The sequence below is a fragment of the Halococcus agarilyticus genome, assembly GCF_000334895.1.
GTDB lineage: Archaea > Halobacteriota > Halobacteria > Halobacteriales > Halococcaceae > Halococcus > Halococcus agarilyticus.
In genome coordinates, this window is record NZ_BAFM01000001.1 from 117,008 (window position 1) to 139,607 (window position 22,600).

The window sequence follows — 22,600 nt, forward strand, 5'->3', positions numbered from 1 at the left end:
CTCGGGGAACCGTCTCACGGTTGGGTCCGATCGGCGTCGGGCCACAAACCTCACGTGACTGCTCGCCGGATGCCGATCGTGGTCGACACGAACGGCCGTTCGCCTTTCGGCTCCCTCCGCCGGTGGTTTCTCGCCGCCGATCCGATCAAACGGCTCTGTGCATGGCTGACGGTAGCCGTCTGTTTGATCGTGATCGTCGTCGGCTCCCCGCCCGTGTACTCGCTTGACTCGCTGTACACCGACCACCTCCACCACGCCTACGCCGCGTGGGCGCTCCTCAACATCGGGCCGGAGGTTTTCACGACGCCGATCGCACAATGGGAGTTCGGGGCCTTGCGGCCGTTCGTCAACTGGCCATCCCTCCCCTATCTCTACCCGTTCGGCTCGCTGCTCCTGTTTTTGCCGTTCGGAGCGGTGAACAACCTGGGACTGCTCCCCGCTCCGGCTGTCAACCTCGCGATGGTACTGACCTTCGGGTTCGGCGGTGTCGGAGCGGTGTGGCTGCTTGCCCGGACCGTACGCGGAACCTATCATCCGGTCCTCGCTGGAGCCGTTCTCCTCGTTGCCGTGCCGCTCTACGTGTTCTGGGGGATGAACGGTTTCTTCGATACGATTGCTGCCGCCGTGGCGCTCTATGGGGTCCTCGCGTATCGACAGGAACGGGATGGAGTCGCCATGATGGCGCTCGTCGGCGCGATCTCCCTCCACTACCGACTCTGGTATCTGGGGCCGCTGGCGATCGTCGCTCTAGTGCGGTACGTCCGGACACAGGAGTGGATGATCGACCGGCGAGTAGGGGTAGTGGGTGTCCTCGGTGGCGCGACGACGGTGTCGTTCGTCCTGTCGCTCCCCGGGTTCGCACGACTGAGCGAGACGGCACAGTTCAATCCGAGTCCGATCGCCGTGACGACCGGACTCTCCCCGATAGTCGCGGGCGGGCTCGTCTGTGGACTCGCTGTTCTCGCCGTCGTCTACCGGTACGAGTCGGATTTGGCCGCGCTGGCGACGGTGACGTTGGCGGTCGCGTCGGTGTTCGTTCTCACACAGTGGTCACCGTGGTATCCGATCCTCCTGACGCCGGTGTTCGGGCTCGTCGAGCACCACCGGAGTCACCTCACTGTGGCAGCGGGCTTTTACGGGCTGACCCTCCTGGTCGGCTACCTCGTGACGAACCACTCGTTGCTACGGGTTCTGTAGCCAAGCAGACGTGGCTCGGAGACGTCACAACTGTTCGCCGGACCGACACGTCGTCGATCCCGAGCGAGGACGTGTCGTTGCCTGGCACGGTCGTCGCGCTGCCGTCGACGCCGGTCCCGTCGGTCGGTGTGACGCTCCGGTACGCCGGGCTACCCTCTCAGTCGGGTATCCCAGTACGAGACCGACGCCAGGTAGTCGCTCGCTGGCGAGCCCATGATCGCCGTGTCGACCTCCCGGAGGCGAGTCGCGAGGCGATCGGGGAGCTCGCGGTAGAGCCCGTACGGGAAGAAGAAGTCGTGGTCCTCGTCGGCGAGCCGGAGGCCAGCGCCGTCGAGCAGCCGTTCGATCTCCACCCTGGCGTAGAGCCGCGAGCCCATCGGAAGCAGCCAGTTGTAGATGCTCCGAGTGCTGAACCGGCGGAACGTGTCGAAGACCACCTGATCGCGCGCGACGCGCTGCATCTCCGCGAGGAAGGAGGCGGGCGTGTCGGCGAGATGGAAGAATCGCATGGCGATAACAGTTTGAAAGTGATCGTCGGGGAAGGGGAGCCGGGCGGCGTCGCCGCGCATGAACTCGAGGTGGTCGGCGACGCCCGCCGCGCGGGCCTTCTTCCGTCCCTCCTGAAGCATCGCTGGCGAGATGTCGAGGCCCACGATGTCCGCGCCGCGCTCGGCGAGCATCGTGGTGAACCTCCCCGTGCCGCAGGCGATCTCGAGCATTCGCTTGCCCTCGACCGGCCCGACCGCCGAGAGCACGGCTCGTTTCTCGCGCTCGTCGATCAGCCGGCCGCCGTCGGAGAACCGTTTCGACTCGTAGTCCGCGGCGACGTCGTCGGCCTGGTACCACTCCTGTCCCTTCACGCTGTTCGGGTTTGGCTCGCCCGGGGATAAAACCGTACTGGATGCGCTCGACGGGTCGGTGGCCTCTCGTCCCCCGCTCCCTCGGGATGGCCCCTCAATCGGCCCCGCCAGCCACGACGTCGTCGGGCCGGATTCGTATCTGGACGCGCGCGCCCTCCTCGTCTTCGAGGCCGGGATACTCCTCGACGTCCATGTATCGGCGGGCGAGCTGGTTGATGTGTTCGACCGCCCCGTCCTCCGTGAGCTCGTCGACTTCTCCACGTACTGAGACGAACCGGTAGGGGTCGTCGGGATCGACCATCGAGAGGCCGACCTTCGTCTCTCGGGTAACGTTTTGCTCCTTCCGTCGGCCGCGCTCGGTGTTGACGAGCACGCGGTCGGCGTCGACGTCGTAGTCGACCCAGACCGGCGTCACCTGGGGCGTGCCGTCGGGCATCACCGTGGCGAAGTGGGCGTACGTCTCGCGCTCGAACAGATCGTGGAACGACTCCGGGATCGACGCCATGTGCTGCGTTCGCCGTCGCTCGTCAAAGCGGTTGTGACCACGGAATATAAGGACATACTCACAAACTCATGTGGCCGTATTATACATGCGAATATATGGAGAAGGTTTACGGGTGCCCTCGGTGGAGGAGCGGGTATGAGTGCCACGACGGACCAAGCACAAGCCGACGGTGCGCTGTCGCAGACCGAGTACCGCGATCGCCTGCGCGAGCTTCCCCCGAGCGCGAAGCTCGTCGCCAAGGTTCTCGAATCCGACTCGCCGCTCTCGCAGGGCCAGCTCGCCGACGAGTCGCTCCTCCCCGACAGAACCGTCCGCTACGCGCTCAACAGGCTCGAAGACGTCGAACTCGTCGGCTCGCGCTACAGCTTCCACGACGCGCGCAAGCAGGTCTACTTCCTCAACACGTAGCGCTGACGAACGGTTTTTGCCCCGTCGCGTTCGTCGACCAGCATGGAGCCCGAGCGGGTCCCGATCCCGGTCGACACCGCCGCGCCCGGTGGCACGACGAACGCCTACGTTCTCGGGAGCGATCACGCCGTGCTGGTCGATCCCGCGGCCGCGACGCCCGAACTCGACGCCGCGCTCGACGGTCGCCGGGTCGACACGGTCCTCGTCACGCACACCCATCCCGACCACCTCGGTGGCGTCGCCGCGTACGCGAAGCGGGGGGCCACCGTGCTCGCGCGGGCCGGATACGAGGACCGCTTCGAGCGCGCGACCGGCGTCGTTCCCGACGGCGTGATTCGTGACGGGGCCACGATCGAGACCGACGCGGGGTCGATTACTGTGGCATCGACGCCGGGCCACGCGCCGGATCACGTCGCGCTCGCGTTCGACGGCGGCGCTCTCGTGGGTGATCTGGTGATCGCGTCGGGCAGCGTGGTCGTGGGATCGGGCGAGGGCGACATGCGCGGGTATCTCACCGCGCTCCGGCGGCTCCACGCTCGCGATCCCGAGCGGCTGTATCCGGGCCACGGGCCGGCGATCGACGAACCGAGGGAAGTTTTGGAACGGCTGATCGCCCACCGCCTCGACCGGGAATCGGCGGTGCTGCGGGCGGTGCGGGAGGGTGCGGAGACGGTCGCGGAAATCACCGACGCCGCCTACGAGAAGGACGTCTCGGGGGTGCGCGATCTCGCTGAGGCCACGGTCGAGGCCCACCTCGAAAAACTCGCCGTCGAGGGGCGGGTGGCGTGGGACGGCGTACGGGCGAGCGCCCGAGAAGCTTTGCGGCACGGGGGCGAAACGGGATCGTGAGCCTCGAATCCGAACTCGACCGGGCGCGCGAACTCGACACCGGGGACCTCGCCGACGCGATCGAGTCGATCGGGTTCGAGTGTACGCGGTGTGGGGCGTGCTGTAAGGCCGCCGAGACCGATTCCGGGGAGCGGGAGGAGCACACTGCGACGGTGTTTCCGGACGAGATCAGGAACCTGCAGGAGCGAGGCGAATATGATTGGCGGGACGTCGCCAGGCCGATGCCGTACGGACTGACCGACGGCCCCGAAGGCCCGGAGGGCGAGACCTTCGAGTGGGCGCTTCAGACCGACGACTGTGACGACTGCACGTTCTACGCCGAGGCCGACGACGGAACGGGGGCGTGCACCGTCCACGACGATCGGCCGCTGATCTGTCGGACCTACCCGTTCAGCGTCGCCGTCGAGGGATCGAGCCAGCCGATGGGCGAGGCGGTCGATCAAGTGGGATCAGTTCGCGCCCACGAGTGTGAGGGGCTCGGCCGCGATATCGACCGCGAGGACGCCGAGGAGTTGGCTGCCGCGCTCAAACGCCGCGCGGTGCGTGAGCTCGAAGAGGCGATCGCGGTGCGAGAAGAGTACGCCCCTGCCGACCCCGGGCGTGGCGAGGTGGTCGTCCACGACTCCGAGGGCGCGAAACGACCGGATGGCGAGCCGATCGAGGAGTAGCGGCTGCGGCCGCGGCGCGGTCGCGGTGCGGTTGCGGAGCGGCTGCAGTCGCGGTGTGGCTGCGGCTGTGGTTGCAGTGCGCCTGCGGTCCTGGTGGATCGAGGGCGAGGACGCTCGCGGCTTCGCCGCTCGCCCGTTCCGAGGCGTTTCACTTCGTTCGCGCCTCGCAGCCGAGGGCTCGGGCGGTGCTGTGGGGTTGCGGTCGCGGAGAACGCTACCACACCCACCGTGAGTGAGCGTAGCGAACGAGCGGGAGTTTTTAGCGTAGATTTTTGCAAGCGGGGGTGGGCGACCGAGCGCAGCGAGGGAGCGCACCCCCCGCAGTAAAAAGGTACTACTGGAACATCCGAAGCGGCTCGGCCTGGGAGCTCTCGTCGTCGGCCTGCTGCATCCGCTGGGCGAGCTGCTCGCGGGCGTCCTGGATCTCCTCGGCCTGGTCAACCAAGGCGTCGGTGTCGACGTCGATGCCGGTGATGGGTTCGACGCCGCCTTCGAGCACCGCACGGGCGGCCTCGGGATCGGGGAACTGCGGGTTGGTCTCGGCGATCAGCCCGACGCTGTCGAGGCCTTCTTGGCCAGCGCGATACAGCAACGCGCCGGTCGGCCCGCTGACGAGGCCGCCCTCGGCAGGCGGGACGATCCCGGCCTCATCGAGCAGGCGCTCGCCTTCGCCGGTCGAGACGCCGTAGACCTCGGGGACGGTGTCGGACTGGTCGGGGAGGCCGCTGAGGTACAGCGGCGTGACGTCGTTCGCGTCGAGCCAGCCGGTGATGCAGGACGCAAAGCCGGTCGCATCCGAGGGCGACACCGGCACGTCGCTCTGGAGCACCAGCAGATCGCGGTCGGGATCGGCGTGGAGTCGGACGGGCGGCCGGAGCGGGGAGCGCTCGCCCCGATAGACCGCCGCCTGGGGGACGCCCTCACACCGGACCGCGGCGTAGTACTTCATCTCGAAGGCGTCGACGAGATGATCGGCCACGATCTTCCCGACCAGGCCGACACCGGGCAACCCCTCGACGAGTACCGGCGCGTCGAGGGACAGGTCTTCGGCGACGACATCGATGCGTGCCATGTGTTTTCTTTTCACCCAACCGACTTAACTCCGACCCCACTGTCGACGTGTCGTTCGAGATTTCAGGGACCCGCATCGCTTCCCTGGCGTGCGGCCAACGTCTCGGGTCGGACGGCCGACCGACGATACACTCCGAAATCGACAAACGATCCGACGCCGATCTCCAATCAATGGACGTGCTCTCCCGATACGAGCCGCTGATCGACGATTTCGCGGCCTTCCGGGCGGCCTGCGAACGCCCCCTCCCCTCCGTGGTCCGAGTCAACGGGATCAAGACGACGCCCGAGCGCGCCCGCGCTGCCCTCGAGGAGGAAGGGATCGATCACGAACCCTGCGAGTGGCATCCCGGACTCCTCCGGCTCGACACCGACCATCCGGGTCGGACGTGGGGCGCGTTCCACGGCTGGCTCCACGGCCAGGAGGAGGTGTCGGCGCTGCCCGCCCTCGTCTGTGATCCCGAGCCCGGTGAGCGCGTCTGGGCCGCCTGCGCCGCGCCCGGTGGGAAGGCCACCCAGCTCGCGGCGCGCGCCGACGACGCCGGCCTCGTGGTCGCCAACGACCGCAACCTCGGCCGGCTCTCGGCGTTGCGGTTCAACGCCGAACGTCTGGGCGTGACCTCGATGGCAGTGACGAACCGCGACGCCCGGAACTACTCGCTCGCACCGTTCGACTTCGACGAGTTCGACCGCGCGCTGTGTGACGTGCCGTGTTCGTGCGAGGGCACAGTTCGAAAGAACCCGGACGCGCTCGATGGGTGGTCGCTCGGCTACCTCGACGAGATCGCGAGCACTCAGGAAGCGATCCTCCGGCGGGCGATCCAGGCCACCCGATCCGGTGGAACGGTGGTCTACTCGACGTGTACGTTCGCCCCCGAGGAGAACGAGGCGGTGCTCGATCGAACCCTCGACAGCGAAAACTGCCGGCTCCTCGATTTTGACTGTGCGCTCGACAGCCGTCCCGGTATCACCGAGTGGGAGGGCGAGCGCTTCGATTCGAGCGTGCAGCGGGCCAAGCGGATCTACCCGCACCTGAACGACACAGGGGGCTTCTTCTGTGCGAAGTTGGAGGTCGGCGGATGAGCGAGCCGAGCGACGGGCTCGCCGAAAACGACGGGTCGCGGTTCGATCGCCTGCCCGCCACCGCCGCCGAGCGCGAGGTCGTGGGCCGGGCGACCCGCGAGGCGGTGCTCGAATTCTGGGACGAACGGTACGGCATCGATCCCGCGGTCTTCGCCGACTACACGTTCTGGGAGAAGGGGTCACGAAAACTCTGGGCGTTTCGTGGGGAGATCGACTCGCCGATCGCGATCGAGAGCCTCGGGATCACCTTTCTCCGAACGCGCCAGGAACACTGGAAACCCACCACCGACGCGGTTCAGCGCTTCGGCCGTCACGCGAGTCGGAACGTGCTCACCCTCTCGCGCGAGCAGGCACGGCGGTTCGTCGCCGGCGAGGATCAGGAGATCGAGTGGGATGGCGACTGGGGGTATCTGATCGTGGCCCACGACCTCGCGGGCGAGCGCGAACCGCTCGGCGTCGGGCTCTACCTCCACGGCGAACTCCGCTCGCAGATCCCGAAGGGGCGTCGTCGGGAGCTCCGAGGGGTGGATGCGGGCGAGCCATGAGCGCGCCGCGGATGGTCAGTGGGCGGTGAAGTTCAGTCCGACGACGCCGAGGACGATGCACGAGATGAATCCCACGCGAGCGACGCTGACCGGCTCGTCGAACAGCACGACGCCGAGGGTCGCCGCCCCGACCGCACCGATGCCGGTCCAGACCGCGTAGGCCGTCCCGATCGGGAGCGACTCGACCGCCCGCGCCAGCAACAGCATGCTGACGACGAGCGCGACGACGGTCGCGATGCTCGGCAGGAGCTCGGTGAAGCCCTCGGAGTATTCGAGACCGATGGCCCAGCCGACCTCGAACACGCCGGCGACGACGAGCACGAGCCACGGGTTCATACCCCCGTTCCGACGACGACGGTGATAGGGCTGCCGACACCGGGATCGAGTCTGTCGACGGTTACTTCTCCCGGACGACACCGCCGCTCAACCCCGCCCACTCGATCCGATAGCCGAGCTGCGACAGCACCGCGCTCGCGTCCTCGATACCGTGCGCGGCAAGGCGTTCCTCGACCGTCGAGAGTTCGATTCCCGGTTCGATCTCGTCGGCGAGCGTATCGAGCATCGTGGGGCGAACGAGCGTGCGGCCGACCCGCTCGTGCTCGGGGAACTCCCGGCCCTCGATCGCGGTCTCGCTCACCCCGTGATCGGCCGCGAGCGCGGCGAGCCCGATCACGTCCGGTTCGGGAGCGAGTTCGTCGGGCAGTGCTGCCGCCTGCTCGTCGTTCAGTCGGTCCTCGTATCGCCGGAGCGCGTCGCGGACGTCCGCGAGTCGCACGGTGCCCGAGTACGGGATCGCGCGGGCGTCGCGAGCTTCGAGAGCCTCGCCGACGCCGAGCGACTCGTCGACCGCCACGAGCAGCTCGACGTTCTCCAACCCCTCGATCTGGTCGAGCTTCTTCGCGACGTACTCGGGCGTCCAGAACCCCATGATCTCGAAGAACACGCGGAACGGCCCGTACTTCCAGTCGAACGCGAAATCGGGGATCATCACCCGTGAGCCGGTCGCGAGCGGCTCGGGTTCGCGCACGAGCTCCCAGTCGAGATCGAGCGATTCGAACCGCGCGGCGAAGTCCGCTTCCACAGTACTATCGTACTCGACTTCGACCACGGGCTCGGTGCCAGGCACTCGAAGATCGTCGCCCGTGAGCCGGAGTTCGCGCTCGGTCCCGCGGTCGTCGATGGTCGCCGTGAGCTCCCACTCGCCCGCCTTCGTGATCGTCCGGAGCAGCCGGGCGAACCGCGTGCCGTACCGCCGCGTCCGCCGGAACAGGCTATCGGGACCCGTCACCACCACCTCGCGGTCCGAGAGCGCGCTTGCGGTCGAACCGGGGCTCGCGTCGGTGCTCCGGATCTCGTACAGCAATCGAAGGCGCTTCACCGCCGAGACGAGCGCCTTCGGGTCCGCGCTTCGCACTCGGAGCTCGGTCGCGTCGAACAGTGCTGTTTGGGCGAGCGAGAGGTCGTACTGCGCGCAGAGTTCTTCGGGACTCCACGGTGACTCGAACGCCGCGAGAATCTCGCGTTCTTCGAGGTCGGCGTACAGCGAGTGCTCGACGGCTTCGGTAGTGCTGTCGAGTCGGTCGGCGGCCGCCGCGAGTGCCTGGCCGCGCTCGGCCGCAGTCACGACACTCACCGACTCCGCGGCCGCGAACGTCGCGCGCCTGGCGCGCTCGGGGTCGATCTCGGCCCGTGTCTCGAAGGTGGCCTCTCGGTCGAGCAGCTTCGCGAACCCGCGGACGAGCTTGAAGTCGTCGGCATCGCGTTCGAGTTCTTCGAGCGCGTCGTCGAGTTCGTGGCGGGGCTCGCCGACGTGGCCCTGATAGATCCCGATGACCCGCGCTGCGAGCGGGCGGTCCTCCCGGGTCGAAAACTGCGGGTGGTAGCCGCCACCCGCGCGCGACACCCGGAGGAGGTCCTTCGTGAGCACACCGGAAATGGTGGCCCGTCGTATAAAAATCGCACCGCGCTACCCGACTGTCAGTCGAGAACTCGTTCACACCCGTCGTCCACTCTCGGCAGCGGTGGCGCGCGGCTGCGCGCCGTTCATCGGCGCGCAACTCGCGTGCGAGGGATGACCGAGTGGAGTGAGCAGCGCGAACGGAACGAGGGAGTCGGCTGGGGAGGCTCGTGGTCTGTGGTTCTCATTTGAGTCGGCAATCGTAGCGGTTCTCACGACAGCGACAGTCACGGCAGCCGTTTTGCGGCGTACCGACGAATAGCCAAACAGCCCGAGTGTCACCGTCGCCGCTCGGCCACCCGCTCCTCGGCGGTCTCCTCGGTGACGACCTCGTAGAGCAGCGCCCGCCCGCTATCCTCTGTCGGACGCAGAATCCGCCCGAGCCGCTGGGTGAACTCCCGGGTCGAGCCGCTTCCCGACAGCACCACCGCCACGTTCGCGGCCGGCACGTCCACGCCCTCATCGAGCACGTTCGCCGCCACGACCCGCGAGTAGGTCCCTTCGCGGAACTTCGCGAGGATCTCCCGGCGCTCGGCTGCCCCCGTCTGGTGGGTGATCGCTGGGATGAGAAACCGCTCCGAAAGCCGATACACGAGGTCGTTGTGCGCGGTGAAGACGATCACGCGGTCCTCGCGGTGGCGATCGAGGAGGTCGGCAAGCGTCTCGACTTTCGCATCCGCGTTCATCATCACCTCGCGGGCGCGCTGGTTGGCGAGCAGCGCCTCGCGCGCCTGGGGGTCGTTGCCCGAGCGCATCACGAGCTTCCGGTAGTCGCTGCCGCTCCGCATGTCGAGGTTCGAGGCCGCGAGGTAGTTCGTGAACGTCTCGCGGTGATCGTCGTATGCGGCGCGCTCCGCGTCGGTGAGTTCGACTGCGAGTCGCTTGATGTCGTATGCCGCGAGGTGCTCCCCTGCCAGATCGTCGGGGGCGATGCGGTGGACGAGCGGACCGCAGAGATCCTCGACGGTCTCGTGTGCGCCGTCGGGCCGTTCGAACGTCGCGGTCAGCCCGAGCCGTGCGGGTGCGGCGAGCAGGCGCGCGATCTCGCGGTAGCCCTCACCGCCGAGGTGGTGGACCTCGTCGAAGACCACGAGCCCGAACCGGTCACCGATGTCGTCGGCCCGGAGGTAGGCGGAGTCGTACGTCGCGACCGTGAGCGCTTCGACGTTCTGCTCGCCGCCGCCGAGTTGGCCGACCTCCACGTCGAACTCGGTTTCGCACTCGCGTCGCCACTGTTCGAGCAGATCGATGGTCGGCACGACCACGAGCGCCGCGGTGTCGAGCGTCTCGATCGCCGCGAGCCCGATCACGGTCTTCCCGCTGCCGGTCGGGAGTTCGAGACAGCCCCGGTCGCCGTTCGCGCGCCACGCGTCGAGCGCTTCCTGTTGGTAGTCCCGGAGTTCGTACGCCGACGCCACGTCGAGCGAAGGGGCGTCGAGCACGCGGTCGTCGTAGGCGACGCCACGCTCGTCGAGCGCCTCGCGGAGCGTCGCGTAGTGGACGGCGGGCGCACGCGCGGTCTTCGAACGCGGGTCGGTCTCGACGAACGGGAGATCGGGAACGTCACCCTCGATTCGAATGGTCCCGTCCTCGAACGCGAGCGTGACGGTCACGCGGTCCCTCGGTGTTCTGCGGGCTTAACGCTGGGTGATTTCTGAATCCTTTTACCCGCGTGTCGGCTGGTTTCGACCATGACCGACGACGCGGACGCGACCGAGCCGAGCGAATCGGCCGAGAGCGCGGCGGACGAGCCGACGTCAGAGGCGGGTTCGCCATCGGAATCGGCGACCGAGGGCGCGGCGGCGGGAGCGGTCGGCGAGGAGCTCGAAGCCCGCGTCGAAGACGCCTCGACCGAGGAACTCGCGCGCGAAATTGCCGGACTCCGCGACCGTGCGGCGACGGCCGAGCGCGAACTCGAAACTCAGACCGACGAGATCGACGACCTCGAATCCAAGCTCAAGCGAAAACAGGCCGACTTCCAGAACTACAAGCAGCGCACTCAGCGCCAGCAGGAGGATCTCCAAGAACGCGCGACCGAGGACCTCGTCGAGCGCCTGCTCGACGTTCGGGACAACCTCGCGCGTGCGCTCTCCGAGGACACCGACGCCGACATCCGGCCAGGCGTCGAGAGCACGCTCGCGGAGTTCGACCGGGTGCTCGCCGAGGAGAACCTCGCGACCATCGAACCCGAACCGGGCAGCGAGGTCGACCCCCAGCGCCACGAGGTCATGATGCGCATCGAGAGCGACGAACCCGAAGACACGGTCGCCGAGGTCTTCCGGCCAGGCTACGAGATGGGCGAGAAGGTACTTCGGCCCGCCCAGATCACCGTCAGCGAGTAGCGGTCGTCGACAGCGTCCCGAGTCAACTACTCTTCTTGCAGTCGCTTGCTCGGCGAGGTAGTGATCTCGACGCCAGGGCTGTAGTAGTGAACCGGTTCCCTTACTGGATCGGCGAACCCGTTCGCTCGGAAGATGGTGTTCTCGTCGATCCGTACGTTCGCGGGGTAGAGCGGCCACGGATCGTGTTCGACAGTCGAGTACCGCACCGTGCCGTCGGGGGCCTCGGTGTGAAAGCGGTAGCGCTCGGTCAGGAAGGTCGCGAGGGGGTCCGATTCCGGGTCGAACCGCTCGCCCGCGGGTTCGTAGGTGGCGGCGAACTCCACCGGCCGCGCGCCGGGGTGGAACCGACGACTCTCGAACCGACTCGTACCGCTCTCGCTTCGACGGTGGTTCATGCGGGCGTAGTAGTACGGCAGGTGGTGAAAGAGGCGTGCGCCAAGCACGCCCAGCACGCCCTCGGCGTCGAGGCTGAAGAAGTAGACGCTGGGGGTGTCCTCACAGGTGACGTAGGTTCGGAGGTTGAGTTCGGGGAGGTCGACACCGAGTCGGGTGGGAAGCCCGCGCGGGCGGACGGCCGCGTTCGTGAACGGCACCACCGAGAGCCACGCGCTCCCGTCGTAGGTGTCGACGGCGAGCGCGTCCGGCAGGTGTGCATCGACGAGGTCGGGATCGACGGGCCAGTTGGCGAAGAGAAGCTCCTGCCAGTCCATCGCGAGGGCGACGACCATGGATGTGGAAGGGGCCACGAAGGCTCGTGTGTTTCGCCGTGGACACGAGCCGAGAGCGCGTTCGGTTGATCGCCCGCCGAGCGGTCGTATTGCGGTCGGAATATAGGTCGGTGACGATCACGGCTCGCGAACCGCGAAACCGCAACCGGGGAGTACGATCAACGAGACGCGGCTGGTGACGCATCTTAGCAACTTTTAACCCGCCGAAAGCGATACGCGTACCCAACAATGGCGAGCAACAAGATCCTCGGTATCGATCTCGGCACGACGAACAGCGCCTTCGCAGTGATGGAGGGTGGCGACCCCGAAATCATTGTGAATGGCGAGGGAGATCGCACCACACCCTCCGTGGTGGCTTTCGACGACGACGAGCGACTCGTCGGCAAACCGGCGAAGAACCAGGCGATCCAGAACCCAGATCGGACCGTCGAATCGATCAAACGCTACATGGGAGAGGATCACACCGTCGAGATCGACGGCGAGGACTACACTCCGGAAGAGATCTCGGCACTGATCCTCGGCAAGATCAAACGGGACGCCGAGGAGTACCTCGGCGAGGAGATCGAGAAGGCGGTGATCACGGTGCCGGCGTACTTCTCGGACAGCCAGCGCCAGGCGACGAAGGACGCCGGCGAGATCGCGGGCTTCGAGGTCGAGCGCATCATCAACGAGCCAACAGCGGCCTCGATGGCGTACGGCCTCGACGACGAGTCCGACCAGACCGTGATGGTCTACGACCTCGGCGGCGGGACGTTCGACGTCTCGGTGCTCGATCTGGGTGGTGGGGTCTACGAGGTCGTCGCCACGAACGGTGACAACGACCTCGGCGGGGACGACTGGGACGACGCCATCGTCGACTGGCTCGCGGCGGAGTTCGAGTCAGAGCACGGGTTCGATCTTCGGGAGGACAGGCAGGCCCTCCAGCGGTTGAAGGACGCGGCCGAGGAGGCCAAGATCGAACTCTCGAACCGCAAAGAGACCACGATCAACCTCCCGTTCATCACCGCCACGGACTCGGGACCGGTCCACCTCGAAGAGGATCTCACCCGCGCGAAGTTCGAGTCCCTCACGTCGGGCCTCATCGAACGGACCGTCGAGCCAACCGAGCAGGCGCTCTCGGACGCTGACTACGACGCCGACGACATCGACGAAGTGATTCTCGTGGGTGGTTCGACTCGGATGCCACAGGTCCAAGAGCAGGTTTCGGATCTCGCCGGTCAGGACCCCCAGAAGAACGTCAACCCCGACGAGGCCGTCGCGCTCGGCGCGGCGATCCAGGGCGGCGTGCTCTCCGGGGACGTCGACGACATCGTGCTGCTCGACGTCACTCCACTCTCGCTCGGGATCGAGGTCAAAGGAGGTCTCTTCGAGCGCCTGATCGAGAAGAACACCACGATTCCCACGGAGGAATCGAAGATCTTCACCACCGCGGCGGCGAACCAGACCCAGGTCCAGGTTCGGGTCTTCCAGGGCGAGCGCGAGATCGCCGACGAGAACGAGCTGCTGGGCGAGTTCCAGCTCTCGGGGATTCCGCCCGCTCCTGCAGGGACGCCTCAGATCGAAGTGACGTTCAACATCGACGAGAACGGTATCGTGAACGTCGAGGCCGAGGATCAGGGCTCGGGCAACAAGGAGGACATCACCATCGAGGGCGGTGCGGGCCTCTCTGACGACGAGATCGACCGGATGCAGGAGGAAGCCGAGGAGTACGCCGAGGAGGACGAGCAGCGGCGCGAGCGCATCGAGGCCCGCAACGAGGCCGAGAGCGCCGTCCAGCGCGCGAACTCGCTCCTCGAAGAGAACGAGGAGGAGGTCGACGACGATCTCCGCGCCGACATCGAGGACGCGATCGGCGACGTCGAAGCAGTTCTGGAGGACGAGGACGCCACGACCGAGGAGCTCCAGGACGCAACCGAGGAGCTCTCGACCGAGCTTCAGGAGATCGGCAAGCAGATGTACCAGCAACAGGAGGCCGCCCAGCAGGCTGCGGGCGGAGCCGGCGGCGCGGGTGCCGGCCCTGGCGGTGCGGCGGGCGGGCCCGGCGGCGCGGGCCCCGGAGGAATGGGTGACATGGGCGGCGACGGCGCGGCCGACGACGACGAGGAGTACGTCGACGCCGACTTCGAGGATGTGGACGAAAACGACGAAGACGAGGAATCGTCTTCCTGACGGGACTCGCGCGACGAGCACATAGTTACATCAACACCTCCTTATCGGTGCGGCTCCGTACTGGAGTCGTATGGCCACGATCCGCCAGCTGGTGCTGGACGTTCTCAAACCCCACGAGCCGACGATGCTCTCGATCGCCCAGGAGATCGCCGACACCGACGGCGTCGATGGGGTGAACGCCATTCTCATCGAGATGGACGAGGAGGTTCGCAACATCAAGTTCACCGTCGAGGGCGATGACATCGATTACGACGAGGTGACGGCGGTGATCGAGGATACGGGCGCGACGGTTCACTCGGTCGATCAGGTCGCCTGCGGTGAGCGCATCGTCGAGGACGCCCCGACGCCTCAGGACTGATGAGTGCGGACTCGGGGTCGCTGCGCGAGCGGATCGGAACCGACGTGATCGGCCCGATCGCCAGGCGGTATTTCGTCTCGAACGGGTTCGACGGCGCGCTCACCGGAGTCGGCGTCACGGTCGGCGCATACCTCTCGGGGATCGACGACGGGCTCACCGTCATCAGTCTCGGCCTCGGTGCGGCCGTCGGCCTCACCACCTCCGGAGTCTGGAGCGTCTGGGAGATCGAACGGGCGGAGATGCGCGCCGAGATCCAAGAAACCGAAGAGGCGATGCTCACCAATCTGAGTGACACGCAGGTCGAGCGTGACAAGATGAGCAACCAGGTCGTCAACGCGCTGATGAGCGGTCTCGGCCCGCTGCTCGGGCTCGTGGTGCCGCTCACCCCGTTCCTGTTCGAGGGGGCGGTGTTCACGCTGTTCGAGGCGACGCTGGTCTCGGTCGGGATCGCGGTCGGCGTGTTGTTCGCCTTCGGCGCGTACATGGCTTCGATCTCGCGCCAGCGGTGGTACGTCGCCGGCATTCGCATGGGGCTTGCCGGGATCGTCGTCGCGGTTCTCAACGTCTTTCTGCCGGGATAGCTGTAAAATCCCGTTCCGACTGTTGGTTGGTGGGGGTTGGCAGCCATGGTATCAGTAGCCGATTCGTCGACAACGAATCACGGTGCAAATGAGAGACCGCAGACCACACACCTCCCCAACCGACTCCTTCGCCTCACCTCGTTCGGCTCAGTCATCCCTCGCACGGTGTCCGCGCGCGCCACCGCCTTCGGCAATGAACGGATTTCGGCCCACAGTCGTTACTCCACCTCGTGGAGGCGCTCGCCCCGGTGGAGCCGAGTTGCGATCGAAAAGGTCTGCTCGTTCGAGCGCCGGGTCGGGAAGTGCGCGGCCATGTAGCGCGCACACGCCATCAGCGCCATCCGCTGTTCGTCCGCGTCGTCGACGACCTCGAACCGGCCGAACGCGCCTTCGACGTTCTGGAGGGTGTGGAAGTTCGCGTCCTCGCGGAGCAGTCCCCGACCGAGCGTGCGCTTCAGGTCGTCGGGATCGCCGCCGGCGTCGAAGTGCTCGCTCACGAGCGCCGCCGCCTGGTTGACCTGTCCCTGCTCGTCGAACGCGTCGAGCAGATCGGCGCGAACGTCGGCGGGATCGCGATCGGACTCGTCGGGATCGGGCACCGGCGCGCGCGGCGAGTTGAGGAACCGATCGAGGTAGACGCTCATCGCGCCGTCGAAACACGCCCGGTAGAGTTCGGTCGCGTCGGTCTTCCGGGTCGCGCGGTGGACCGCGTTCGCGTAGGTGAACGTGTGGTGGACGGTGTTCCAGTCGTTGAACTCGTTGTTCGTGGCGAACCACAGCACCCGTCGCGTGGCCGCGCGCGCGACCGCGTCCGCGAGCTGCCTGGTCGTCGCGCCCGCCTTGATCGCGTCGGTCAGCGCGTCGATGATCGCCTCGGCGTCCTCCGAAAGCAGCGTCTCGACGAACTCCTCGGGGCGCTTCCAGTCTTTCCCCTCGCCGGCCGCCACGAGGTCGGGCAGGAGATCGTTCGCGTCGGCGCAGAGACTGGCGATGTCGACGGGCTGTCGCCACGACGAGAGCTCCTCCGAGCGGGTGGCGTCGGTGATCTGGGCGACCGTCGAGGCGAGTGCGGCGTCGGCGTGCTCCTCCCAGCCGAGATGTCGAGTGGTCTCGAACGCGGTGTTGATGAAATCCAGCGTGTGGCCGGCGTTCATGTAGCGGTGATCGGTCGCGGCGGTGAACACGATTTCCGCGACGTCCTCGGGCGGGAGGGAGTCGATCGCGGTGAGCAGACACCGCTCCGCGCCGTCGGTGTCGCGCACCTCGCAGGTGTTCCGGAACCACGACTTGAGCCGCGACTTCGAGAGGTCCCGGTTGTCGAAGGCGTACTGCTGGAAGCGAGGCGGTTCGCCCGCGGAGTCGTCGGCGACCTCGCGGACCCCCATGAACATCGCGCGGCGCTTGTCGCGGCCGCCGACGTGGCCGTGGAGGTTCGCCATGCAGCCGAGCGTGGTGAGGCCGCGACCCCACCCCATCGCGCGGTACCTGGTGCCGAAGTTGACCGCCGTTTCGAGCGGCGTGTAGAACCCCTCGCCCTCCTCGTCCAAGCCGATGACCGACTTCGCCATCACGAGCGAGATGTTCTCCTGGAGACCGTCGGCGAGCCGGTTGCGCCGCCGGGTCGCGGGTGGCACGTCGGGTTCGGGGTCGGGATCGAGATACACCTCACCCTCCCGCACGTCGGTCGGGAAGGTCTGGACGTCGTCGGCGAAGAGGTCGAACGTGTCGCCCTCCTCCAGCTCGAAGCGCGCGTGGTGCCAGTGACACGTCAGAATGCCGTCCTCGACGGTGCCGCGAGTGAGCGGGAACCCCATGTGCGGACACCGGTTGTCGACGGCGTAGACCTCGCCCTCGTGGTGGAAGAGTGCGATCGGTCGGCCGTCGTTGCTCACGACCTGCCGACCCTCGTCTTCGAGATCCGACAGCGATGCGACCTGGACGTACTCCGTGTCTTCGACCGCCATGTGCGTGCGTTGGTGGCATACCTACAAAACGGTTCGCTGAAACGACTTTTTGTTGTTCGATTGGTGTTTGTGAACGACGACGCTGACGATCTATGAAGGGTGATATCTACCAGCGTTGCGGTGCTGAGCGGTGGCGGCCCTGGCGTCTCGGCGAACGAAGTGAGCCGAGGCTTAGGGGAGCGAAGCTCGCCTGGTGGATGAAGGGCGAGCGACCGGAGGTCCCGCGGACCATGCGAACGGGCGCGAAGCGCCCGTGAGCAGACGAGGCGAGCGAGAGCACGGAAGAGCGAAGCTCTTCCGGAGGGAGCGAGGGCTTCTACGATGCAGTTGCGGGAAGCGCCGGCAGTCCTACCGCGAGCGACCGTGGGGAGCGAGCGGGCGTTTTCAGTGCAGGTTTTTGCGAGGAGGGTGCGCGAGCGGTGCGAGGCGCGAACAAAGTAAGCGTGGTTCGAGACGCCTTCGGCGTCTCGTCATCACGAGAGAGCTTCGCTCTCTCGAACGACCTCGTTGCGAACGGGGAGCGAATGCGACCCGTGAGCGCAGCGAGCGCACCCGACGAAGTAAAAAAAAGTGCATCGTAATGTTCAGTACGCGCCAGTCGGTAGGCCTGGTATGAGCGAGACCGACGCCGACGAGCCGGTGAGCCGACGTGGGTTCCTCCGGACGGCAGCGGGGACGGCGGCCGTCGCGGGCGCGAGCGGGACGGCGGCAGCCCAGGAGGGTGAGGGCGGTGGCGGCGGGGCCACGGAAGTCACCGTCGGGCCAGGCGGCAGCCTCACGTTCGACCCCGAAACGGCGACGATCGCGCCCGGGTCGGCGGTGAAGTTCGTCTGGGATTCGGGCGGCCACAACGTCAACCCCGACGACGGCGACTGGGGTCACCAGCCGATCGAGGATTCGGGTTTCAGCTTCACGACGCCGCCGTTCGAGGAGACCGGCTCGTTCGGCTACGTCTGTGACCCCCACGAGCCCGCCGGCATGATCGGCACCATCGAGGTCAGCGAGGGTGGTGGCGGTGGCGGCTCCTCCGAGCCCGCGGTGCCGAACAGCGCGAAGACCCTCGGCATCGCCGCGATGAGCTTCATGCTGTCGACGCTCGGTCTCGCCTACGTCTTCATGAAGTACGGTGGCGACTACGAGAACACGAGCGAGGAGTAGCGTTGCCGGAACCGAGCCTGTGTCGTCCCCGCTCCGTGGTCAACGATACCGACCTCACGGCTCGTCCATCGTCGCGAGGGTTCGTGCGACCACACGATTGAACTGGACCGGACCGCAAACGGAGGCCGATGGAGATCCTTTCCCGATTCCGACAGCCGGAACACGTCGGCGAGAACCGCTGCACTCCGTGTACGGTGGTCAACGTCGGGATCGCGGTCGTCGCGTGTGGCGTTCTCGGACTCTGGACCGGGGGCGTCGGCGCGATGGCGTTCGCGGCCTGTCTCGCCGTCATCTACCTCCGTGGGTATCTCGTCCCCGGCACGCCGACACTAACGAAGCGCTATCTCCCCGATCGCGTGCTTCGGCGGTTCGGGAAGGCACCGGCCCGCTCGTCGACCTCCGAGGCGTTCTCCCCCGAGGAGCTCCTGATGGACGCCGACGTGATCGGCCCGTGCGAGCACGCGGATGACCTCTGTCTCCAGCCCGACTTTCGAACCGCGTGGCGCGACCGGATCGAGGTCGTTCGGGAACGCGACCCGGGAGCGACACACCTCGAACGCGCGATCGACGACCCCGGTGACGACCTGACGTTCGAGACGGTCGACGGCAACGTCGTCGCGATCCACGACAACGCGACCGTCGGCCAGTGGAGCTCCGCAGCCGCGATCGTCGCCGACGTGGCCGCGACCGACGTCCTTCCGGCGTCGGTGTCGTCGTGGGGAACACTGACGCCCGTCGAGCGGCTTCAGCTCCTCGGTAGTCTCCGGCTGTTCCTCGAAACCTGCCCGGCGTGTGACGGCTCCGTGGCACTCGGCGAGGAAGTCGTCGACTCGTGCTGTCGGTCGTACGATGTCGTCAGCGCTGTCTGTCGTGGCTGCGACGCTCGCGTGTTCGAGATCGAGTGGACCTGACGACGATCCACCCGTTGCGAAGCGACACAACGATCCTCCGCGATATAGTCCCGCGCAGATTCGAACTGCGGTCAATGGCTCCAAAGGCCATTATGATTGGCCACTACACCACGGGACTCCTCGCTTCACTCGTCGTCCCGCGTACCTCGAAAACCCTTCGGGTTTTCTCACCACCACGGGACTGCACTCGCTGCGCTCGTTTGTCCCGTGAGTCTCGCCTCATGGTTCGAAAGACGCGAAGCGCCTTTCGTCATCTCGGAGCGGCTTCGCCGCTCCGACGAGCCATCGAAGTGCCGAAGGCACTTCGAGATCACGAAACGGCGAAGCCGTTTCGAAGACTACGTTCGACGAGACACCACGGGACTTCGTTTCGGAGTATCGCCGGACCACACTTGAACGCTTCGAGACCACCCCTTTTCCGCCAGGCGATCCGAAACGCCGTCGACGTGGACGACGAACGGAGCGCGCCGCCGGAGCCACCGACCAGGCTGGCCGACGGAGCGCTCGCCGCAGCCGTCCTCGTCCTCGCGGTCGCAGTCATCCGGATCACGCGGATCGACGTCTCGCCGTCGGCGATTCTGCTCGGTGCTGGCTCGACCGTGGGGTTCGAACTGCTCGCCGGTCGCGATCCCGAACGCGTCCGACGGGTCTGGGCACGGCGAGGCGTCAGAGCCGCGGTCGTCGGGGTCGCACTCGCTCTCGGTGTGCTCGCCGTCGTCGTGCGCGCTGCGTGGTTCGTCGTCGCTGGCGCAGGCGCGCTCGGCTGCTACCTGATCGTGCTCGCGCTCGTCGCGTGGGGGATCGTTCCGCCGCCGGAGTCGTGGACCGACGGGCCCTGACGGTGCGCTCGATCGCGTCCGCGGGGTCAGTCCGCCGCGCCTGGTTCGGCGTCGAGCAGCGCACAGACGTCCTCGTCCGGGGCGAAGCAGTCGGGACACTGTGGCTCGCGATCGATGATGGTGTCGAGGCGCTCGGCCACAGTTTCATCGATCACGCTTTCGAGCTGGCCGGCTTCGGCGCGGAACTCCTCGACGCCGAGCACCTCCACCAGGAACCGCTCGATGATGCAGTACGTCTGGAGCGAGTCACGCGCGCGTTCGATCCCCTCGTCGGTGAGCGTGACACCCTTGTACTTCTCGTGGTCGGCGAGCCCGCGGGATTCGAGCTTCCCGATCATCTCGTTGGCGCTCGCGGGGCTCACGTCGAGAGTGTCGGCCAATCTACCTGTGGCCGCCGGGCCGTTCTCGACCTGCTGGACGAGGTAGATCGCCTTCAGGTACTGCTCGGCCGTGTTCACGGCGACCACTCCCCGTGGCCGCCGTGAGTAGCGTGGGACTCCTGCGGAGTCCCACGGACCATTCGAGCGGGCGTTGCCCGCTCGAAGACAGGGAGCGCCCGAAGTGTACGATCGTGCTCATCGTCGTTCCCCTCCCGGTCGGTCGATGAGATGACCCGGCTCATTCGCGATCCTCCATGAGTTTCGTGACTTCCTCCGCCCCCTCGGCTTCCTCCTCGCGGATCGCCGACAGCGTCCCGACGAGCCGCTCGCGCTCGATCCCGAACTCACCGGTGCTCGCCTCGATCGCGGCGACGAGATCGTCGTAGAATTTATAAGCAGTTTCCTCGTTCGCGAGCTGGTCGTAGAGCACGCCGTCGGTGTCCCGATCGCGCTCGTAGTGGTCGGCGACGAGCGGCTCGATCTGCTCGAAGGGGATCTGTTCGGCGTCGAGTTCGTCGATCAGCGCCGCGAGCCGGTCGCGGTGCTCGGCGGACTCCTCGGCGGCGTGTTCCAGTAGCGCCTCGATCTCGGGGTCGAGATCCGCCTCGAACGACTGGGCGTGCTGGTGGGCGCGCGCTTCGACGACCTCCTCCAGCACGACCCCGATCTGGAGGAGACGGGCGAGCTGGTGGTCCGAGGCCACCGGCTGGCTCACGCTCACGGCAACCACCTAAAAAGAACGCGCTCGAAAACCGATGCCTCGTGGACGTCCATACCCTGGTTCGCGGACGGAAGGACTTAAGCGATTACTCCCGCAGCCGCTCGGCCACGAGATCGGAGAGGTCGTCGCGGAACTCCTCGACCGCGATCTCCTCCAAGACTGGGACGAAGAAGCCCTCGACGAGCATGTTCCGTGCCATGCGTGGCGACACCCCGCGCGAGGTCATGTAGAACAGGTCCTGCTGGTCGACCTGGCCCACGGTGGCGGAGTGGCTCGCCTCGGTGTCGTGGTTGTTGATGATGAGCTTCGGTGAGGCGTCGGCCTCCGATTCGTCGCTCAGCATCAGGGTGTTCTCGCGCTGGTACGAGGAGGTGTCCCACGCGTCCGAGCCGACGTCCTGAACGCCCTCGTAGACCGATCGGGCGTCGTCGTCGAGCACGCCGCGGGTCACGAGGTCGGCGGTCGTGTGCTCGGCCTCGTGCCAGACCCGCGCGGCGACGTCGAAGTGCTGGTCGTTGTGACCGAAGAAGGCTCCGACGATCTGGGACTCCGACCCCTCGCCCTGGAGATGGGTCTCGACCGAGGACTTCGTGAGCCGCGAGCCGACGTTCCCCTCGATCCAGTTGATCGTGGCGTGGCTGTCGGCGTGACCGCGCTTGAGGGTGTAGGTGTACGTCTCCTCGTCGACGTTCTGGAGCGAGCCGTACTGGACGTTCGAGTTCTCGCCCGCATCGATCTCGACGAGCCCGCTGTAGTAGCGCTCGCCGTCGACCTCGTCACCAGTCGTCTGTCGTTCGAGGATCGTCACCGAACTCGATTTCTCGGTGACGACGAGGGTGTAGTTGAACAGCGACTGGGAGTTCATCCGGGTCCGAACGGTGACGTCCTCGGCGTCGACGCCTTCGGGGACGTAGACGACTGTGCCGGTGCTGAAGAGCGCGGTCGAGAGCGCCGTGAGGTAGTTCTCCTCGGGGTCGACGACCGAGCCGAAGCCCTCGCGGACGAGCTCCTCGCGCTCGTCGAGCGCTTCCGCGATCGACATGACCTCGACCTCCTCGGGACCGACCTGGTCCTTCTCCTCGGCCGCATTGAGGGGATCGACGAACCCCGCGAAATCGAGGTCGTAGAGGTTCGTCCAGTTGCGTCCTGGAGTTCTGATGACGTCGGGCATCTCTAGCCCTTCGAGCGCGTCGAGCGCGTCGAGACGTGTCTCCAGCAGCCACTCGGGTTCGTCGAGTCCCTCGGAAATCTGCTTGACCTGCTCCTCGGTGAGGTTTGCGTGTACCTGTGTACTCATTGCGATAGTCCG

General features: G+C 66.8%; 24 protein-coding genes and 1 tRNA gene. 13 read left to right on the plus strand and 12 right to left on the minus strand.

The window, feature by feature from the left end:
* Nucleotides 1-69 precede the first annotated feature (69 nt).
* The gene (locus TX76_RS00505; protein ID WP_079890707.1) at nt 70-1,197 is read left to right on the plus strand and encodes a hypothetical protein; all 1,128 of its coding nucleotides are present in this window, start codon (nt 70-72) and stop codon (nt 1,195-1,197) included.
* Nucleotides 1,198-1,346: 149 nt separating this feature from the next.
* Here the strand turns inward: TX76_RS00505 and TX76_RS00510 are convergent, their stop codons facing one another.
* A complete protein-coding gene (locus TX76_RS00510; RefSeq protein WP_049898257.1) occupies nt 1,347-2,057 on the minus strand; it encodes a class I SAM-dependent methyltransferase in 711 nt (236 codons plus the stop codon).
* A gap of 94 nt (nt 2,058-2,151) precedes the next feature.
* Nucleotides 2,152-2,562 carry a pyridoxamine 5'-phosphate oxidase family protein gene (locus TX76_RS00515; RefSeq protein WP_049898258.1) on the minus strand — a complete coding sequence of 137 codons (411 nt, stop codon included), beginning with the start codon at nt 2,560-2,562 and terminating at the stop codon, nt 2,152-2,154.
* A gap of 135 nt (nt 2,563-2,697) precedes the next feature.
* Here TX76_RS00515 and TX76_RS00520 point away from each other — a divergent pair, with 135 nt between their 5' ends.
* From TX76_RS00520 to TX76_RS00530, 3 genes are read left to right on the plus strand one after another with little or no spacing between them, the layout of a single operon-like run.
* A complete protein-coding gene (locus TX76_RS00520) occupies nt 2,698-2,970 on the plus strand; it encodes a MarR family transcriptional regulator (protein WP_049898259.1) in 273 nt (90 codons plus the stop codon).
* A gap of 42 nt (nt 2,971-3,012) precedes the next feature.
* Nucleotides 3,013-3,819, plus strand: coding sequence for an MBL fold metallo-hydrolase (locus TX76_RS00525; protein ID WP_049898260.1), 807 nt, complete (start codon nt 3,013-3,015; stop codon nt 3,817-3,819).
* A complete protein-coding gene (locus tag TX76_RS00530) occupies nt 3,813-4,487 on the plus strand; it encodes a YkgJ family cysteine cluster protein (protein WP_049898561.1) in 675 nt (224 codons plus the stop codon). The genes TX76_RS00525 and TX76_RS00530 overlap by 7 nt, the downstream gene beginning before the upstream one ends.
* Before the next feature lie 334 nt (nt 4,488-4,821).
* Here TX76_RS00530 and TX76_RS00535 read toward each other — a convergent pair whose 3' ends face one another.
* Entirely contained in the window at nt 4,822-5,559 is a 738-nt protein-coding gene (locus TX76_RS00535) for a proteasome assembly chaperone family protein (protein WP_049898261.1), read from the minus strand.
* Between the two features lie 170 nt (nt 5,560-5,729).
* Here TX76_RS00535 and TX76_RS00540 point away from each other — a divergent pair, with 170 nt between their 5' ends.
* Both TX76_RS00540 and TX76_RS00545 read left to right on the plus strand, forming a co-directional pair.
* Entirely contained in the window at nt 5,730-6,638 is a 909-nt protein-coding gene (locus TX76_RS00540; protein ID WP_049898563.1) for an RsmB/NOP family class I SAM-dependent RNA methyltransferase, read from the plus strand.
* Nucleotides 6,635-7,183 carry a DUF7122 family protein gene (locus TX76_RS00545; RefSeq protein ID WP_049898262.1) on the plus strand — a complete coding sequence of 183 codons (549 nt, stop codon included), beginning with the start codon at nt 6,635-6,637 and terminating at the stop codon, nt 7,181-7,183. The genes TX76_RS00540 and TX76_RS00545 overlap by 4 nt, the downstream gene beginning before the upstream one ends.
* A gap of 15 nt (nt 7,184-7,198) precedes the next feature.
* Here TX76_RS00545 and sugE read toward each other — a convergent pair whose 3' ends face one another.
* From sugE to TX76_RS00560, 3 genes are all read right to left on the minus strand, one after another.
* Nucleotides 7,199-7,519, minus strand: a complete 321-nt coding sequence (gene sugE / locus TX76_RS00550) for a quaternary ammonium compound efflux SMR transporter SugE (RefSeq protein WP_049898263.1) — start codon at nt 7,517-7,519, stop codon at nt 7,199-7,201.
* Nucleotides 7,520-7,580: 61 nt separating this feature from the next.
* On the minus strand, nt 7,581-9,110 hold the full coding sequence (locus TX76_RS00555; protein WP_049898264.1) for a DUF790 family protein: 1,530 nt from the start codon (nt 9,108-9,110) through the stop codon (nt 7,581-7,583).
* Nucleotides 9,111-9,418: 308 nt separating this feature from the next.
* Entirely contained in the window at nt 9,419-10,753 is a 1,335-nt protein-coding gene (locus TX76_RS00560) for a DEAD/DEAH box helicase (protein WP_049898265.1), read from the minus strand.
* A gap of 78 nt (nt 10,754-10,831) precedes the next feature.
* Between TX76_RS00560 and TX76_RS00565 the strand changes: the two genes are divergently transcribed.
* On the plus strand, nt 10,832-11,482 hold the full coding sequence (locus TX76_RS00565; protein WP_049898266.1) for a nucleotide exchange factor GrpE: 651 nt from the start codon (nt 10,832-10,834) through the stop codon (nt 11,480-11,482).
* A gap of 26 nt (nt 11,483-11,508) precedes the next feature.
* Here the strand turns inward: TX76_RS00565 and TX76_RS00570 are convergent, their stop codons facing one another.
* Complete coding sequence (locus TX76_RS00570; protein WP_195155968.1) at nt 11,509-12,210, minus strand: YqjF family protein; 702 nt, start codon at nt 12,208-12,210, stop codon at nt 11,509-11,511.
* 228 nt (nt 12,211-12,438) lie between these two features.
* On the opposite strand from TX76_RS00570, the gene dnaK reads away from it, so the two are divergent.
* The 3 genes from dnaK (at nt 12,439) to TX76_RS00585 (ending at nt 15,318) form a co-directional block, all read left to right on the plus strand.
* Entirely contained in the window at nt 12,439-14,379 is a 1,941-nt protein-coding gene (dnaK, locus tag TX76_RS00575) for a molecular chaperone DnaK (protein ID WP_049898267.1), read from the plus strand.
* Nucleotides 14,380-14,449: 70 nt separating this feature from the next.
* A complete protein-coding gene (locus TX76_RS00580) occupies nt 14,450-14,737 on the plus strand; it encodes a DUF211 domain-containing protein (RefSeq protein ID WP_049898269.1) in 288 nt (95 codons plus the stop codon).
* Entirely contained in the window at nt 14,737-15,318 is a 582-nt protein-coding gene (locus tag TX76_RS00585; protein ID WP_049898271.1) for a VIT1/CCC1 transporter family protein, read from the plus strand. The genes TX76_RS00580 and TX76_RS00585 overlap by 1 nt, the downstream gene beginning before the upstream one ends.
* A 218-nt stretch (nt 15,319-15,536) precedes the next feature.
* On the opposite strand, the gene TX76_RS00590 is transcribed toward TX76_RS00585, so the two are convergent.
* Nucleotides 15,537-17,282: a Rieske (2Fe-2S) protein gene (locus TX76_RS00590; protein WP_049898272.1), complete on the minus strand. Its 1,746-nt coding sequence runs from the start codon at nt 17,280-17,282 to the stop codon at nt 15,537-15,539.
* 612 nt (nt 17,283-17,894) lie between these two features.
* Here TX76_RS00590 and TX76_RS00595 point away from each other — a divergent pair.
* Both TX76_RS00595 and TX76_RS00600 read left to right on the plus strand, forming a co-directional pair.
* The gene (locus TX76_RS00595; protein WP_049898274.1) at nt 17,895-18,440 is read left to right on the plus strand and encodes a plastocyanin/azurin family copper-binding protein; all 546 of its coding nucleotides are present in this window, start codon (nt 17,895-17,897) and stop codon (nt 18,438-18,440) included.
* A gap of 128 nt (nt 18,441-18,568) precedes the next feature.
* Nucleotides 18,569-19,351, plus strand: coding sequence for a hypothetical protein (locus TX76_RS00600; RefSeq protein ID WP_049898276.1), 783 nt, complete (start codon nt 18,569-18,571; stop codon nt 19,349-19,351).
* A gap of 45 nt (nt 19,352-19,396) precedes the next feature.
* On the opposite strand, the gene TX76_RS00605 is transcribed toward TX76_RS00600, so the two are convergent.
* Nucleotides 19,397-19,469: transfer RNA gene (locus tag TX76_RS00605), tRNA-Gln, on the minus strand.
* A 328-nt stretch (nt 19,470-19,797) separates the two neighbouring features.
* Between TX76_RS00605 and TX76_RS00610 the strand changes: the two genes are divergently transcribed.
* Nucleotides 19,798-20,190, plus strand: coding sequence for a hypothetical protein (locus TX76_RS00610; RefSeq protein ID WP_049898277.1), 393 nt, complete (start codon nt 19,798-19,800; stop codon nt 20,188-20,190).
* Between the two features lie 26 nt (nt 20,191-20,216).
* Here TX76_RS00610 and TX76_RS00615 read toward each other — a convergent pair whose 3' ends face one another.
* From TX76_RS00615 to sufD, 3 genes are all read right to left on the minus strand, one after another.
* Nucleotides 20,217-20,648: a metal-dependent transcriptional regulator gene (locus tag TX76_RS00615; protein ID WP_049898567.1), complete on the minus strand. Its 432-nt coding sequence runs from the start codon at nt 20,646-20,648 to the stop codon at nt 20,217-20,219.
* Nucleotides 20,649-20,808: 160 nt separating this feature from the next.
* On the minus strand, nt 20,809-21,291 hold the full coding sequence (locus tag TX76_RS00620) for a rubrerythrin (RefSeq protein WP_049898280.1): 483 nt from the start codon (nt 21,289-21,291) through the stop codon (nt 20,809-20,811).
* Between the two features lie 85 nt (nt 21,292-21,376).
* Nucleotides 21,377-22,588 (minus strand): Fe-S cluster assembly protein SufD, encoded by a 1,212-nt coding sequence (gene sufD / locus TX76_RS00625; protein ID WP_049898281.1) that lies wholly within the window; start codon nt 22,586-22,588, stop codon nt 21,377-21,379.
* Nucleotides 22,589-22,600: the final 12 nt, after the last annotated feature.